This window comes from Cypionkella aquatica (assembly GCF_030161095.1).
Classification (GTDB): Bacteria; Pseudomonadota; Alphaproteobacteria; order Rhodobacterales; family Rhodobacteraceae; genus Cypionkella; species Cypionkella aquatica.
Map to the genome: position 1 here is coordinate 506,508 of NZ_BSPP01000007.1, position 16,080 is coordinate 522,587.

A 16,080-nucleotide genomic window follows, 5' to 3' on the forward strand; every position below is an offset into this window, starting at 1 on the left:
GCTACAGCTGCGGCTCGGCAGGCTCGGGCGTTTCCGCAGCCGTCGCGGGTGTGCTGGCTGGCCCCACGCGCATCAGGCGGCGGGCCAGCATCCGCGTCAGCTTGCGGTGCGGCTTTGACACCCGCTGGCGCAGATGCATCGCCGCAAACACCGGCTGGTCGATAGGCTCGACATCGGCGATGTATTTGAAGCGACCGGTGGCGACCATCTCGGCCGCCTTTTCGGCCATGACAAAGCCAGAGCCACCCATCGCCAGCAGCAAGGATGCAATGGTCGAGCTTTGGCCCACCGCCAAGGGGGCGCCGACCAGTTCCGGCAGGGCGGCGCGGTGCGCCTGCTCAAACGCGGGCGAGAAATGCCCCGAGATATAGGTTTTCAGATTTATCTCGGCGCGGGTTTCGGCATCCGAGCTGATCAGCCGGTAAGGCAGATCGGCAAGGCTGACAAAATGCAGATCAGGATGCGGTTTTGGCGTGAACAGCACCGCGAAATCCTGCACGCCCGCCACGACATCGGCACACATCTGGGCCGAATAATCGGGCTCGATGTAAAACGCCATTTGCGAAAACATCTTGCGGAAATCTGACAAAAGGTCGCCGATATAGGCATCTGCCAAGTCATTCTGGATGCCAAGCCGCATGGTGGCTGTGGCTTCACCCGCGGGGGCCACGGCGCGCTTGGCTTCATTCCAGTCGCGGCGCAGCATGCGGGCATGGGTTTCAAACCGCTGGCCCTCGGTGGTCAGATCGGTGCCCGCGCGTGATCTGGTGAACAGCCGCGCACCGACCGCAGCCTCAAGCGTTTGCACGCGGGCCGACACGGTCGATTGCGTCACATTCAGCCGATCCGCCGTGCGGTGAAAGCTGCGGGTTTCCACAAGGTCAAGAAAGGTATCCAGAAGTTCGATCTGCATGCTGTGCTCCGCCGTTTTTGTCCGAAGTTTTGATCTGATCGGTTCACTCGATCAATAGCGCGGCTTCAAGGCAATTGAAAGCGTTAAGCCGCCGATTGATAAGGGGGCGACCCAAGCCGGAGCAAGAGATGTCGGATTTCCCCAAAACTGCGCGCGTTGTCATCATTGGCGGGGGTGCTGTTGGTGCCTCTGGCTTGTATCATCTGTGCAAGGCGGGGTGGACCGATTGTGTTCTGCTTGAGAAAAACGAGCTGACAGCGGGTTCCACCTGGCACGCGGCGGGCAATGTGCCGACGTTCTCTTCCAGCTGGTCGCTGATGAACATGCAGCGTTATTCGGCAGAGTTGTATCGCGGGCTTGGCGAAGCCGTGGATTATCCGATGAACTATTCGGTGACAGGCTCGGTCCGGCTGGCACATACCGAAGAGCGGATGCAGGAATTTCGGCGCGTTGTTGGCATGGGGCGCTATCAGGGCATGGATCTGAAGCTGCTGACCCCGGCAGAGCTGAAAGAGATTTATCCGTTCATCGAAGCGCACGACTTGCTGGGCGCGCTCTATGATCCGAATGATGGCGATATTGACCCGGCGCAGTTGACACAGGCATTGGCGAAGGGCGCGCGTCAGATGGGCGGGCGGATTGAGCGGTTCTGCCCTGCAACCGGCGTGCGGCGCGAGGGTGACACTTGGGTGGTGGAAACCCACAAGGGCGATATTCGCTGCGAAATCGTGGTCAATGCGGCGGGCTATTATGCGCGCGAAGTCGGCAAATGGTTTGGCCGCGACGTGCCAATGATGGTGATGAGCCATCAGTACATGCTGTTCGACACAGTGCCAGAGGTCGAGGCACGCACCCAAGCCGTCGGCCACAAGCTGCCGCTCTTGCGCGATGTCGACAGCAGCTACTATCTGCGGCAGGAGAAGAACGGCTTCAACCTTGGCCCTTACGAGCGCAACTGCAAGGCGCATTGGGTCAGCGAAGATGATCCGTTCCCCGAGGATTTCAGCTTCCAATTGTTCCCCGACGATCTGGAGCGCTTGGAGTGGTATATCACCGACGCCATGGCCCGCGTGCCTCTGTTGGAAACTGCGCCACTGACCAAAGTGATCAACGGCCCAATCCCCTACACGCCGGATGGCAACCCGCTGATCGGGCCGATGCCCGGTGTGCCGAATGCGTTCGAAGCTTGTGTGTTCACCTTTGGCATTTGTCAGGCGGGCGGCGCGGGCAAGGTTTTGGCCGAATGGATCACCCAAGGCGCTACCGAATGGGATATGTGGTCCTGCGATCCGCGCCGCTTTACCGGGTTTGAAGATCAGGACTATTGCGTTGCCAAGGGCATGGAAGTGTATGGCCACGAATACGCCATCCACTTTCCGCACCACGTCTGGGGCGAGGGGCGCGGCAAAAAGCTGTCTCCGTTGCACGACCGCACCGCAGCTTTGGGCGCGCAGTTTGGCCCATTCAATGGCTGGGAGCGCCCGTTGTGGTATGCGCGCTCGGGCGATGATACGACAGAGGCAGGTCAGCGCACATGGGACCGCGCAGGGCCTTGGTTTGGCGCAGTGAAGGCGGAATGTGAGGCAGTGCGCGACGGCGCGGGCGTGCTCGATCTGCCGGGGTTCTCTCGCTTTGAACTCGAAGGTCCGGGGGCTGCCGAGTGGTTGGCGGGGCGCATTTCGGGCGGATTGCCAAAGGTTGGCCGTCTGGGGCTGGCTTATTTTCCGGATGACAAGGGCCGGATTGTGACGGAAATGTCGGTGGTGCGGCGCGAGGAAGATGCCTTCACCCTGATCACCGCCGCTGTGGCGCAAAGCCATGACGGCGATTGGTTGCGCCGCGAGTTGGCCGAGGGGCTGACCTTGCGCGACCGCACCGAGGATTTCACCTGCATCATCGTCACCGGCCCGAAATCGCGCGACGTTTTGGCAGGCCTCACTTCCGCTGACCTGACAGCACCTTGGCTCAGCGCGCAGGGCGCTGTGGTGGCGGGCCAAGACTGCGCTTTGTTCCGCGTCAGCTTTGCTGGGGAACTGGGCTGGGAGGTGCATGCAACACCCGCCCGGATGCCCGCAATCTACGACGCGATCTTGGCGGCTGGGGCCAAGCCGTTCGGCATGTTCGCGCTGAATTCCTTGCGGATTGAAAAGGGCTATCGGGCGTGGAAGGGTGATCTTTCCACCGATTACACCCTGCTTGAGGGTGGGTTGGAGCGCTTTATCAAATTTGACAAACCGCAAGATTTCCCCGGCAAAGCCGCTCTGCTGGCGCAAAAACAGCGCGGCGTGGGCAAGCGGTTCTGCACCCTGCTGATTGAGGCCGGCGATCAAGACCCTCCCTATATGTCAACGATCTGGGCAGGCGATCAGGTGGTGGGTGAACTCACCAGCGGCTATTACGGCCACCGGGTTGGCGCGTGTATCGGCCTTGGCATGCTGCGCGCCGATCTGAACCAACCGGGGCAGGCGGTGGAAGTTGAGATTTTCGGGAAACGCTATCCTGCAGTGGTGCAGGAAGACGCGCCGCTATGGGATCCCAAGAACGAGCGCATCCGCGCTTGAATGACCACGGCGGGGGCCAGCCCCCAGTCATTGGTTTCTTGAGCCAATGGTGAAACCCATGACGACTCCAGAGTATTTTTGCCAAGATGAAGGCGTAGGATGGCGATGTCAGTAAACCGGCGGAGAGATCACCCACAGCACGACGGCGGGCGCGTCATGTGGGTTGCGCCAGCTGTAGGATTTGCCCGCGAATTGAAAGCTGTCGCCGGTGTCGAGATGGAAATCTTGCGCGCCGATGGTCAGGATGAATTGGCCCGCAATCACCACGCCGCCATCTTCGCGCGGCGGGGTCGGGTGCAGGATCTGGCTGTGAGCATGCGGCGCGAGGGTGGATTTCAGCATCTCGAAGCTGCCACCAAGGCTTGGGGAGAGCAGTTCCTCGGTCAACCCCGCGCCGGCGTCGCCAATCGCGCTGCGGTCGGCGGCACGCTGGATCAGACCACGTTCGGCCGGGTTGCGGTTTGCGGCGCGGAAGAAGAAGCTGATCGTCACGCCCAGGGTTTCGCCAAGCCGCGCAAGGTCGGGGATCGCGGGCAGGGTCTGACCGCGTTCGACCTGGCTCAGCCAGCCGACCGAACGTCCCACGGCCTCGGCCAACGCCGCCAGAGTAAGCCCGCGCGCTTTGCGCAGGGCGCGGATGTCTTGGCCGACCTGTTCGCTCATCAGGATCTCCTTTCGGTCAGGGTGGCGGCTACGGGCGGTTTTGGCAAGATGTCGGGTGAAATCAGTGCTGAGATGTGGCTGAAAAGTGATGATTATCGGGTTCATCATGCCTAAAATGAAAAATGAAGTTGAAATTTCATTTTGGGACGCGCATGGATCAATGATCATATCCTATGGAGAACCTGATGCCCTCGATTCCTAAACACGCGCGTGCGGTCGTCATTGGTGGCGGCGTTTCTGGCTGTTCCGTGGCCTATCATCTGGCCAAGATGGGTTGGACGGATGTGGTTCTTTTGGAGCGTAAGCAGCTGACCTCGGGCACCACTTGGCACGCGGCGGGGTTGATCGGGCAGTTGCGCGGATCGGCCAATATGACAAGGTTGGCGAAGTATTCGGCGGATCTTTATGTGAAGCTGGCCGCAGAAACCGGGGTCGAGACGGGTATGCGGCAGGTGGGCTCCATCTCGGTGGCGCTGACAGAGGCGCGGCGCGAGGAATTGCTGCGTCAGGCTACCGTTGCGCGGATTTTCGACGTGGATGTGTCCGAGATTTCGCCGTCTGAAGTCAAAGCGATGTATCCGCATCTGAACGTGTCGGATGTGGTGGGGGCGGTGCATCTGCCGCTGGATGGCCAATGCGATCCGGCCAATATCGCCATGGCTTTGGCCAAGGGCGCGCGGATGCGCGGGGCGCAGATTTTCGAGCATACCAAAGTTGTTGGCGTCACCAAAGCGAATGGCCGCGTGTCAGGCGTGGATTACATCGGCGCAGACGGTGAGCCGGGCCACATCGCAACCGATGTGGTGGTGAACTGCGGCGGCATGTGGGGCCGCGATCTGGCCGAGGCTTCGGGTGTGACCCTGCCACTGCATGCCTGCGAGCATTTCTATCTGATCACCGAACCTGTGCAGGGCCTTGGCCATTTGCCGGTGCTGCGGGTGCCGGATGAATGTGCCTATTACAAATCCGACGCGGGCAAGATGATGATCGGGGCGTTTGAACCCAAAGCCAAACCTTGGGGCATGGGCGGCATCCGCGAAGATTTCATGTTTGATACGTTGCCCGAAGATTGGGACCATTTCCAACCAATCCTGGAAGATGCAATGAACCGCATGCCGCTGTTTCAGACGGCTGGGATTCACACCTTCTTCAATGGGCCAGAAAGTTTCACTCCGGACGACCGCTATTATCTGGGCGAAGCACCAGAGGTCGGCGGCTATTGGGTGGCCGCAGGCTATAACTCGGTCGGTATTGCCGGATCGGGTGGTGCGGGCATGGCCCTCGCGCATTGGATCGTCGAGGGCGAGGCGCCGTTTGATCTGTGGGAGGTCGATATCCGCCGCGCGCAGCCGTTCCAGAAGAACCGCAAGTACCTGCAAGAGCGTGTGACCGAAACCTTGGGTCTGCTTTATGCCGATCACTTCCCTTACCGTCAGGTCGCCACCGCACGCGGGGTGCGGCGCACGCCGTTGCACGAGCATCTGAAAGCGCGCGGCGCGGTGTTTGGTGAAGTGGCAGGCTGGGAACGTGCGAACTGGTTCGCCAATGAGGGGCAAGAGCGCGAATATCACTACAGCTGGAAGCGGCAGAACTGGTTTGACAACCAGAAGGCCGAGCATCTGGCCGTGCGCACAGGCGTTGGCTTCTTTGATATGACCTCATTCGGCAAAATCCGCATTGAGGGGCGCGATGCGTGTGCGTTGCTCAATCAGGTTTGCGCGGCTGAAATGGATGTCGCCGTCGGGCGGATCGTCTACACGCAGATGCTGAACCAAAAAGGCGGTATCGAGTCTGATCTGACAATCACGCGGCTGTCGGAAACCGCCTATCTTGCCGTGGTGCCGGGGGCAACGTTGCAGCGCGATCTGGCTTGGCTGCGGCGTCATGTTGGCGATGCGTTCGCGGTGATCACCGATGTGACGGCGGCGGAGTCGGTGTTGTGCGTGATGGGGCCAAAATCGCGGGAGTTGATGCAGAAAATCAGCCCGAATGATTTCTCTAACGCCGGGCATCCGTTCGGCAGCATGCGGCAGATCGAGGTCGGCATGGGCATCGCGCGGGCGCATCGGGTGACGTATGTGGGCGAATTGGGATGGGAGCTTTATGTCTCGTCGGACCAGACCGCGCATGTGTTTGAGGCTTTGGAGGAAGCGGGCGCGGATCTGGGCCTGAAGCTCTGCGGCTTGCACACGCTGGACAGTTGCCGGATCGAGAAAGCCTATCGTCACTTTGGCCATGATATTACCGACGAAGATCATGTGCTTGAGGCGGGTCTTGGCTTTGCAGTCTCGAAGAAAAAGCAAAGCTACATTGGCCGCGATGCCGTGCTGCGCAAGGCCGAGGCTGGCTTGGATCGCAAACTGGTGCAGTTCCGCCTGACCGACCCCGAGCCGTTGTTGTTCCACAACGAAGCCGTGGTGCGCGATGGCGTGATCGTGGGGCCGGTGACCTCTGGCAACTATGGGCATTTCCTCGGCGGAGCGGTGGGCTTGGGCTATGTGCCCTGCACGGGGCAGTCAGACGCCGACATTCTGGCTTCGCGCTATGAGATCGAAGTGGCCGGTGTGCGGCATCAGGCCGTGGCGTCCTTGGTGCCGATGTATGACCCGAAATCGGAACGGATCAAGGCATGAAACGAGGCGCAGCCGGGGTCTCACACTCTCTTGCTGCGAAGGTTCTGCGCGGCTTCACAGTAAAATTCTATGCACCCCGTGAGATGTTTAGGGACAGATGAAAGGGCACAGGATGACAGAGTTGGCACGACATCAGGCGTTTGAGCGCCTGCACAACCAAGGCTGCTTTGTCATCCCGAACCCTTGGGATGTGGGATCTGCGCGGATGATGGCGGCTTTGGGGGCCAAGGCGCTGGCGACCTCGTCTGCGGCGCATGCGTTCACCATGGGGCGGCCAGACATCGGTGGAGTCAGCCGGGATGAGGCTTTGGCCCATGCCGAAATGATGGTGACTGCGACTGCGCTTCCAGTCTCTGGGGATTTTGAGAATGGCTTTGCCGATGACCCTGAGGGCGTGGCCGAAACCATCAGGTTGGCGGCAGAGGTCGGGCTGTCAGGGTGTTCCATCGAGGATACCGACCCCAGCGATGCCTCGTCCTACGGCTTTGACCTGGCTGTGGAACGGGTGCGCGCAGCGGTGGCGGCGGCCCGTGCTTTGGGGCGTCCATTTGTGTTCTGCGCGCGTGCCGATGGCGTGATGAACGGCAGCTATGATCTGGCAGAGGGCATCCGCCGACTGCAGGCCTATGAGGCTGCTGGCGCGGATCTGCTGTATCTACCGGTGCCACCGGGGCGGGCGGAACTTGCGCAGGTCTTGGCTGCGGTGAAAACCCCGCTCAACGCTTTGGCGGCGGGGCCGCTCAAGGCACTAACGGTGAAGGAGCTTGCGGCGATGGGGGTGCGGCGGATTTCCACCGGCAGCCAGATCGCGCGGGCAACGCATGCGGCGATCCGGGACGCCACATCAGCGATGCTGGATGCGGGATCTTTCGCGCCGCTGGCCGGGGCCGCCTCTGGCGATGAGATCGACGCTTTGTTGCGGCAAGGTGCCGCTGACCGAATTTGATTGGAGAATTGACATGCTCGCATCCGAGACCCCCCTCGCCAGCCCCTCGCACAACAGCGATCCGATTGACCGCCTGATTGCCGCGCATCAACCCGGCATCGGCCTTGCGCGCGCCTTCTACACCGACCCCGACATCTACGAGCGCGATCTCGACCGGGTGTTCCGCCGCCATTGGCATTGCATCGCCCATGAAAGCGTGATCCCGAATCCGAACGATTTCGAGCTGTTCAAGATGGCGACGGAACAGGTCATCCTGACCCGCGATGCGCAGGGTGAAATTCATGCGCTGCTGAACATCTGCCGCCATCGCGGCGCCGAGGTCTGCACCCAACACAAGGGCAATGCCAAGGCCTTTGTCTGCCCCTATCACGCCTGGACCTATGGCAACGATGGCCGCCTCAAGGCTGCCCGGCTGATGCCAAAGGATTTCAAGCGCGAAGACCATGGCCTGCGCCGCCTCCATGTCCGCGTCGTGGCGGGTTTGGTGTTCATCTCTTTCGCCGATGATCCGTTGGATTTTTCCGAGGTGGAACGCCTGTTGCGCGCCACCTGCGGCCAATATGGCTGGGATCAGGCCAAAGTGGCGCATCGTGAAACCTATCCCGTCGATGCCAACTGGAAACTTGCGGTCGAAAACTATGTCGAGTGCTACCATTGCGGCCCGGCCCATCCCGAATATTCGCAAACTCATGCGCTGGAACAACCGCTGGAGCGTATCGCCGAACTCAACGCCGCGATGGAGGCGCGCACCTGCGCCTTGGGCATCGAGGTTGGCCAAGCCGATGCGTGGCAGACCAGCCGGGCAGGGCGCGAGGCGATCCACGCCTTTCGCTACGCGCTTTACGATGGCGTCAGCACCGGGTCCGAGGATGGCAAGCCGCTGGCCCCATTGATGGGGCGGTTCAGCGCATTTGATGGCGGCGTCACCTCGGTTCACCTTGGCGGCACCACCTTTCTGGTCGCCTACCCCGATCACGGCATGATCTACCGCTTTGTGCCAACTGGCCCGCAGGCCTGCGAGATGGAGCTGATCTGGCTGGTCAATGGCCAAGCCGAAGCGGGCCGCGATTACGACTTTGACCGCTTGACCTGGCTTTGGACGGTGACCACCGCCGAGGATAAAACCATCATCGAACATACCTCTCGCGGGGTGCGGTCTAAATATTTTGTGCCAGGACCGATTGCGCCGATGGAGCAGAACGAATTACGCTACATCAACTGGTATCTTGACGAAATCTCGCGCCCTTGAAGGAGCCCGCCATGACGATCTCTGCCAATATGACGAAATTCTACATCAACGGCGCTTGGGTTGAACCGAACTCGGCCGAACGCATGGGCGTTGAAAACCCGGCGACCGAAGAAATCGTCGCCGAAGTTGCCTTGGGCAACCAGACCGACATTGACTCGGCAATCGCAGCGGCGCGGGCGGCGTTTGACGCCTATACGGTGTGGCCGGTGCAAAAACGCATCGACCTCGTGAAGAAGATCCTCGAAGTCTACAACAGCCGCTACGAAGAATTCGCGCAGGCGATGAGCACCGAAATGGGCGCTCCGATCGAATGGGCGCGCGGCGCGCAGGCTTGGGCAGGGCAGGTGCATATCGAGGCGACGATCAAAGCTGCCGAGGAAATGGCGTGGGAATATGATCGCGGCACCACGCGCATCGTGCATGAAGGCATCGGCGTCTGCGCTCTGATCACACCGTGGAACTGGCCGATGAACCAGATCGCTTGCAAAGTGGCGCCAGCGCTGATCGCAGGCTGCACCATGGTGCTGAAGCCGTCCGAAATTGCGCCGTTGTCGGGCGTGTTGTTCGCCGAAGTCTGCCATGCCGCTGGCGTGCCGCCGGGCGTGTTCAACTTGGTGAACGGCACCGGGCCGGAAGTTGGCGCGCGGATGTCGTCGCACCCCGAGGTTGATATGGTGTCCTTCACCGGATCGACCCGTGCAGGCACCGCCGTGGCTGCTGCTGCTGCCCCAACGGTGAAGCGTGTGGCGCAGGAATTGGGCGGCAAATCGGCCAATATCATCCTGCCTACGGCGGATATCGCGGCTGCAGTGGCGGCTGGCGTCAATGCGATCATGTCCAACACCGGCCAATCTTGTGACGCACCGACGCGGATGTTTGTCTCGCGTGCGCAGCAGGCACAGGCTTTGGCGGTGGCAAAAGAAACCGCCGAGGCTTTGCTGCCGGGGGATCCGACGCTTGAGACGACAACGATGGGGCCGCTGATCTCCAAAACCCAGTGGGAAAAGGTGCAGCGCCTGATTCAGGCCGGGATTGACGAAGGCGCAACCTTGGTCACAGGCGGTATTGGCCGTCCGGCTGGCCTGAACCACGGCTGGTTCGCCAAACCCACGATCTTTGGCGATGTGAAGAACGAGATGACGATTTCCAAGGAAGAAATCTTCGGCCCAGTGCTGGCGATCCTGCCCTATGACAGCTTGGATGAGGCCGTGACCATGGCCAATGATACGGTCTACGGCTTGGCCGCCTATATCGCGGGCCCGGTTGAAGATGCCAAACCCATCGCGCGTAAATTGCGCGCGGGCACAGTGAACCTGAACTATCCTGATTGGGACACCTCGGCACCCTTCGGTGGCTATAAGCAATCCGGCAACGGGCGCGAATATGCCGATTGGGGCATCCATGATTTCTGCGAAATCAAGGGCATCGTCGGCTTCGGCGTATAAAACGGATTTCGCGCGAAATCCGGACACGATTTTCGCGCGAAAATCGCCTTGGGGCGGCAAAAGGGAAAATTATGCATTACGGATACATCGGCCTTGGCAACCTCGGGGCCGCCTGTGCGGGCTGTTTGCTGAAGGCAGGCTTTCAGGTCACGGTCTATGATCTGAATCCAGCTTTGGCAGCTCCTCTGATCGCCCAAGGCGCAGTTTTGGCGACCAGTGCCGAGGCTTTGGCCGCCTCGGTCGATCATGTGATCACCTGCCTGCCATCGCCCACTGTGTCGGAAAAGGTGCTGCGCGCCATCCTGCCACAGATGAAACAAGGTGCCTCGTGGCTTGAGATGTCCACCTTGGGCCGGGATGAGGTGCTGAAACTCGCCGCCGTCGCGGCAGATGCGGGCGTGCGGATGATGGAGCTTCCCGTCACAGGCGGCGTGCATCTGGCCTATCAGGGCAAGATCACCATGCTTGCGGGCGGCGACCGCGACCTGTTCGACCTGCACTTTGGCGCGATGCAGGCGATGGGTGACAAGATTTTCCACATGGGGCCATTGGGATCAGCCTGCATTATCAAAGTGATCACCAATATGCTGGCCTTCATCCACCTGAAAGCCACGTCCGAGGCTTTGATGCTGGCCAAACGTGGGGGCCTTGATCTGGCGCAGGCGCATGCCGCGATTGCGGCCTCGTCCGGCAACAGTTTCGTGCATGAAACCGAAGGCGCGCTGATCCTGAACGGGTCATATGATGTGGCGTTCAATGTTGATCTGGCGCTGAAAGATTTGGGCTTTGCCTTGGGCTTTGGCCGCGAGTTTGGCGTGCCTTTGGACCTCGCGTCGATGACCAACCAGACTTATATCGCCGCGAAAGCCGCCTACGGTGGTGAAGCACAATCGCCGATGATCGCCAAACTGCTGGAAGACCTGCTCGGCACCGATCTGCGTGCCGAAGGCTTCCCCGCGCGGCTGGAATAGCGGCTTGCACAAGGGGTGGCTTTTCGGCGAAACTGTTAAAAATGTGTTAAAGGCACCACCCTAACCCATTGAAATAAATTATGGTTTTTTGGTCCCGAGTTGGGACCACAGGAAGAGCGATGGATAAAGCCTCTCAAACCCGCGCCGCCCAACTGCTGCACCACCGCAGCGCGGGCCTGAAAAAGGGCGATCCGATCAGCCTGCCGATCGTCCCCGCGGCGACCTTTCATTTGCCCGAGGTTGGGGGGGCCAGCCACATCTACGGCCGCAACGGCATGACCACTTGGGAGGCGGTCGAAGATCAGCTAGCCCTGCTGGAAGATGCCGAGACCGTCAGCTTTCCCTCAGGCATGGCCGCGATTTCGGCGGCGCTGATGGCGACGTTGAAGGTCGGAGCCAAGCTGATCATTCCTGCCGACGGCTATTATGTGACGCGGGTTCTGTCTGAGGGGTTTCTCGCGCCTTTCGGTGTCGAGGTGATTCAGATTGCCACCGCCGACTACGCGGCCCATGATTTTACCGGGGCAAGCGTGGTCTATCTCGAAACCCCCTCCAACCCCGGTCTCGACGTGGTCGACATTGCCGCAGTATCCGCTCGCGCCCACGCGGCCGGGGCTCTGGTGATCGTTGACAACACCACGATGACGCCGCTGTTGCAGCGCCCCTTGGATCTGGGGGCCGATCTGGTGGTGGCCGCAGATACCAAGGCACCTGCGGGACATTCAGATGTCTTGTTTGGCCATGTTGCAGGGCGCAACGCCGCTTTGATGGCACGGGTACGCGATTGGCGGCGGTTGTCGGGGGCGGTTCCGGGGCCGTTTGAAGCCTGGCAAGTGCATCGCGGCATCGAGACGCTGGAGCTCCGCTTGCAACGCATGTGCGCCAGCGCGGGCATGATTGCGGAACGATTGGCGGCGCATAAAGCCGTCGCAAACCTGCGCTATCCGGGGCTGGTGGGCGATGCGTCCTATCCGGTGTCAAAAGCCCAAATGTCTGGGTTTGGCTTTTTGATCGGCTTTGAATTGGCCGACGAAGCGCGGGCCGAGCGGTTCTTGATGGAATGTCCCTATATCGTGCAATCGACCAGTTTCGGCGGCACCCATACTTCGGGCGAGCGGCGGGCGCGGTGGGGCGATAAAGTCGCCCCCGGATTCATCCGTTTGTCGGTGGGGATCGAGCCGTTGGCCCCGTTGTGGGCGGCGATGGAAGCGGCACTGAACGCCTGAATGCCAGCGACTTTGCTGCGGCAGAAATCGTGCAGCGAACTTCTCGTAAAACTCCGAGCGTTTGGCGGGCGTCGTTACAGCAGGTCGAGCAGGCGGGCGGCCTCGTCGCGCGGCGCGAACAGGGGCGCGCGATCCTCACCCGGATAGAAGCGGGCGCGCGTAGCGGTGGGCATCGGGTTTGGCGTCACGATGCTGACTTGCGGGCCGATGCTGACATTCTCGGCGGCCCAGCTGCGCGCAAGTGCGATCTGCGCGGCTTTGCTTGCGCCATAGGCTCCAAAGAATTTCTCACCCGCACGGGGATCGTCAAAGAACACCGCCTTGCCATCGCCCGCACGCAGCAAGGGCTCAATCATCGGTATCAGCGTGCCGGTGGCGCGGGTGTTGGTGGCGATGCTTTTCTCCCAATCCTTCACATCCACCGAGCCCGCAGGGGCGAGCGGGGCCGCATGGATCGCCGTGTGCAGCCACAGGTTCAGATGGCCCCAACGCTGGTGGATCGACAGGCACAGATGCCGCATTGCGTCATCATTGGTCACATCCATTGGCGCAAGGGTCAGCCCGCCCGAGCCGGGCAATTTCAGGGTTTTGACGCGGTCGTCTAGGTCTTCCAGCCCACCAACCGTGCGGGCGACCGCCACGACATGCCATCCGCGCGCGGCCAGCTGTTCGGCCATCGCGGCACCAAGGCCGCGCGATGCTCCAGTGATCAGGGCGAGGCGTTCGGTCATGGTTTATCCTTTCGGCGGCTGGATCTTGGCGGCCTTTAAGAGCCTCCGGCGGGGATATTTGAGCCAATGTGAAAGGGCAAGGGGGCGGCGCATGTGCGGACGGTTTTACTCTGTCGCGTTGTGACGCACGGTCCATTCGGTCATCGCGGCGGCAAGATCGCCTTTTGCGCTGACCCAATCCCAGAATGCGGGGAAATCCTGTTCCATGGTCTCCATCCGCATCTGCATCACCCGGGTTTTGTCGCGCAGAAAATATGTGATGTTGCTGGTGATGGTATCGACCAGATCCTCGGCAATTGCTGTGATGTCGGTGTTGGGTTTGCGCAGCGGCAAATTGCACAACATGGTCTCGCGGTAGGCTTTGACGAGCCCGTAGTTCTTGCGCGCAACATAGGATTTTATCACCGCATCGCGGTCGCGGGTGAGGTGGACATAGAACGGTGTGTCGCCATAGGCTTGATTGAGCTTGCCTGTCCACCAAGCCAGTCGGTTGTCGATTTCGATATGATTGACCGGGTAAGCAAAGCGGTTGGCCCCCAGCAGATGGGTGCGTGATTCATGCTTGGCCGTGAAATTGGTCATATGCTCGGCGGCACGGGTGAAGGTTTTGGAGCCGCAACGGCCTGTGCAGAGCACGAATACCTGGGTCATTTGCAGAGCACGCATACTGGGGTCATGGGTGGGGCACGCAACTTTGGGTTATTTCGACAATTCGGCTTGGCGGGCACGGATGATCTGAGTGATCAGCGCGGTGAAAAGCGGATTTTCGGGAGTGAACAGCACGCCGGATTTTGAGGTTTTGAACGGGGTGCAGCTAATTTGCGGAATGATGCTACCGGAATGTGGGTAGAGGCCGAGATGGCGGGTGAAGGCCGCGTAGCCCGCGACCATCTTTCCCTTTGGTTTCGGTTCTCGAAAGCCCGGCATCGCGTAAGACAGACATTCGATATGGTCGGGCAGCAAGGCTTTCAGCTGGGCGCGCAGGGTTTCGGCGGCGGCCCGGAAGGCGCTTGGAAGGGCGGAGAGGTAGATTTCTACCTCTGCGCTCATTCGGCGGCTTTCATCTGGAAACCTTCTTCCAACTTGTCCAAGGGGGCAATCGGGTAATCACCCGAGAAGCAGGCGTCGCAATACTTCGGCGATGCGTCATCGCGGCCATTGGCCTCACCAGCGGCACGGTACAGACCGTTGAGGGTGATGAATTTGAGGCTGTCGACGCCGATCCACTCACGCATTTCTTCTTCGGTCATAGTGGCGGCGAGAAGTTTGCTGCGCTCGGGCGTATCTACGCCGTAAAAGCAAGGCCATGCGGTTGGGGGCGAAGCGATGCGGAAGTGGACTTCGGCGGCGCCTGCCTCAAGGATCATGTCTTTGATCTTGCGGCTGGTGGTGCCGCGCACAACGGAATCGTCCACGAGGATCACCCGTTTGCCTTTGATCAGCGCGCGGTTGACGTTCAACTTCAGCCGCACGCCCATGTTGCGGATCGACTCGCTGGGTTCAATAAAAGTGCGGCCCATATATTGGTTGCGGATGATGCCCATGGCGTAGGGGATGCCGGATTGCTGGCTGTAGCCAATGGCGGCGGGTGTGCCTGAATCGGGGACGGGACAGACCAAATCGGCGTCAACCGGAGCCTCTTTGGCAAGTTCCACGCCGATGGCGCGGCGGGTCTCATAGACCGAGCGGCCACCGAGGATGCTGTCGGGGCGGCTGAAATAGACGTGTTCAAAGATGCAGAAGCGGGATTTGGCGGGGGCGAAGGGGCGGGTGGAGTTTACTTTGCCGTCTTCGATCACGACCATTTCGCCGGGCTCGATCTCACGCACGAACTCGGCTCCGATGATGTCGAGGCCACAGGTCTCCGAGCTGAGCGCCCAGGCAGAATCACCTATGCGGCCCAAAACCAGCGGGCGGACGCCCAGGGGGTCGCGTACGCCGATCAACTTGGTGCGGGTCATTGCCACGACCGAAAACGCACCCTCGACCCGGCGCAAGGCGTCCTTGATGCGTTCGGAGATGTTTTTCTGGATAGAGCGGGCCATCAGGTGGATGATACATTCGGAGTCTGACGAGGATTGGAAGATGCTGCCACGCTCGATCAGCTCGCGCCGCAGGGCGGCTGCGTTGGTTAGGTTGCCGTTATGGGCGATTGCGGCACCGCCCATCGAGAATTCGCCAAAGAAAGGTTGGACGTCGCGGATTGCGGTAGCCCCTTTCGATCCGGCGGTGGAATAGCGGACGTGGCCGATGGCAAGCGAGCCCGGGAGGGTTTCCATCACATCGGCTTTGGTGAAATTGTCGCGCACATAGCCAAAGCGGCGGGCTGAATTGAAGCCGGTCGATGGGTCGTAGCTGACGATGCCGCCGGCCTCTTGGCCGCGATGTTGTAGCGCATGCAGGCCGAGCGCGGTGAAATTTGAGGCATCCGAGACGCCGATCACGCCGAAAATACCGCACTCCTCTTTCAGCTTATCATCGTCGAAAGGATGGGCATAGAAAGGTTGCATGGAGCCTCCGATTCCGGGTTCGTTCTGCGCCTTCCCTTTAGGCTGAACTGACGGCGCTGTCACCCCCAGAAAGCGCGTCTAGTGCTGCAATGCAGCAGAGCGGCTGTGCAAGGGCTATCAGTTTCGCAGGGTAAGTCATTGCGGTGACATAGGCACTGGCTGCGCAGTTACAAGCAGTTGCGCGCGCTTGCATGGCAGTGTTGCGCCCAGTGGGGCAGATCCCGCGGATCAA

The 16,080-nt window shown here is 60.6% G+C and carries 13 protein-coding genes; 7 read left to right on the top strand and 6 right to left on the bottom strand.

Annotation, left to right across the window (positions count from 1 at the left end):
* Window position 1 precedes the first annotated feature (1 nt).
* Window positions 2–913 carry a LysR family transcriptional regulator gene (locus QQJ98_RS11020; RefSeq protein WP_284325380.1) on the bottom strand — a complete coding sequence of 304 codons (912 nt, stop codon included), beginning with the start codon at window positions 911–913 and terminating at the stop codon, window positions 2–4.
* A 128-nt stretch (window positions 914–1,041) separates the two neighbouring features.
* Between QQJ98_RS11020 and QQJ98_RS11025 the strand changes: the two genes are divergently transcribed.
* A complete protein-coding gene (locus QQJ98_RS11025; protein WP_284325381.1) occupies window positions 1,042–3,474 on the top strand; it encodes a GcvT family protein in 2,433 nt (810 codons plus the stop codon).
* A 108-nt stretch (window positions 3,475–3,582) separates the two neighbouring features.
* On the opposite strand, the gene QQJ98_RS11030 is transcribed toward QQJ98_RS11025, so the two are convergent.
* The gene (locus QQJ98_RS11030; RefSeq protein WP_284325382.1) at window positions 3,583–4,137 is read right to left on the bottom strand and encodes a helix-turn-helix domain-containing protein; all 555 of its coding nucleotides are present in this window, start codon (window positions 4,135–4,137) and stop codon (window positions 3,583–3,585) included.
* Between the two features lie 185 nt (window positions 4,138–4,322).
* On the opposite strand from QQJ98_RS11030, the gene QQJ98_RS11035 reads away from it, so the two are divergent.
* The 6 genes from QQJ98_RS11035 (at window position 4,323) to QQJ98_RS11060 (ending at window position 12,607) form a co-directional block, all read left to right on the top strand.
* Window positions 4,323–6,770 (top strand): GcvT family protein, encoded by a 2,448-nt coding sequence (locus tag QQJ98_RS11035; RefSeq protein WP_284325383.1) that lies wholly within the window; start codon window positions 4,323–4,325, stop codon window positions 6,768–6,770.
* 112 nt (window positions 6,771–6,882) lie between these two features.
* A complete protein-coding gene (locus QQJ98_RS11040) occupies window positions 6,883–7,716 on the top strand; it encodes an isocitrate lyase/PEP mutase family protein (RefSeq protein WP_284325384.1) in 834 nt (277 codons plus the stop codon).
* A gap of 13 nt (window positions 7,717–7,729) precedes the next feature.
* Window positions 7,730–8,965, top strand: a complete 1,236-nt coding sequence (locus QQJ98_RS11045; RefSeq protein ID WP_284325385.1) for an aromatic ring-hydroxylating oxygenase subunit alpha — start codon at window positions 7,730–7,732, stop codon at window positions 8,963–8,965.
* A gap of 11 nt (window positions 8,966–8,976) precedes the next feature.
* Complete coding sequence (locus QQJ98_RS11050; protein WP_284325386.1) at window positions 8,977–10,410, top strand: aldehyde dehydrogenase family protein; 1,434 nt, start codon at window positions 8,977–8,979, stop codon at window positions 10,408–10,410.
* Window positions 10,411–10,427: 17 nt separating this feature from the next.
* Window positions 10,428–11,381 carry an NAD(P)-dependent oxidoreductase gene (locus QQJ98_RS11055; RefSeq protein WP_284325586.1) on the top strand — a complete coding sequence of 318 codons (954 nt, stop codon included), beginning with the start codon at window positions 10,428–10,430 and terminating at the stop codon, window positions 11,379–11,381.
* Window positions 11,382–11,500: 119 nt separating this feature from the next.
* Entirely contained in the window at window positions 11,501–12,607 is a 1,107-nt protein-coding gene (locus QQJ98_RS11060) for a cystathionine gamma-lyase (RefSeq protein WP_284325387.1), read from the top strand.
* 74 nt (window positions 12,608–12,681) lie between these two features.
* Here QQJ98_RS11060 and QQJ98_RS11065 read toward each other — a convergent pair whose 3' ends face one another.
* From QQJ98_RS11065 to purF, 4 genes are all read right to left on the bottom strand, one after another.
* Window positions 12,682–13,338 carry an SDR family NAD(P)-dependent oxidoreductase gene (locus tag QQJ98_RS11065; protein WP_284325388.1) on the bottom strand — a complete coding sequence of 219 codons (657 nt, stop codon included), beginning with the start codon at window positions 13,336–13,338 and terminating at the stop codon, window positions 12,682–12,684.
* A gap of 105 nt (window positions 13,339–13,443) precedes the next feature.
* Entirely contained in the window at window positions 13,444–13,989 is a 546-nt protein-coding gene (locus tag QQJ98_RS11070) for a hypothetical protein (protein WP_284325389.1), read from the bottom strand.
* A gap of 48 nt (window positions 13,990–14,037) precedes the next feature.
* Window positions 14,038–14,388: an iron chaperone gene (locus QQJ98_RS11075; protein ID WP_284325390.1), complete on the bottom strand. Its 351-nt coding sequence runs from the start codon at window positions 14,386–14,388 to the stop codon at window positions 14,038–14,040.
* On the bottom strand, window positions 14,385–15,848 hold the full coding sequence (purF, locus tag QQJ98_RS11080) for an amidophosphoribosyltransferase (protein WP_284325391.1): 1,464 nt from the start codon (window positions 15,846–15,848) through the stop codon (window positions 14,385–14,387). The genes QQJ98_RS11075 and purF overlap by 4 nt, the downstream gene beginning before the upstream one ends.
* Window positions 15,849–16,080: the final 232 nt, after the last annotated feature.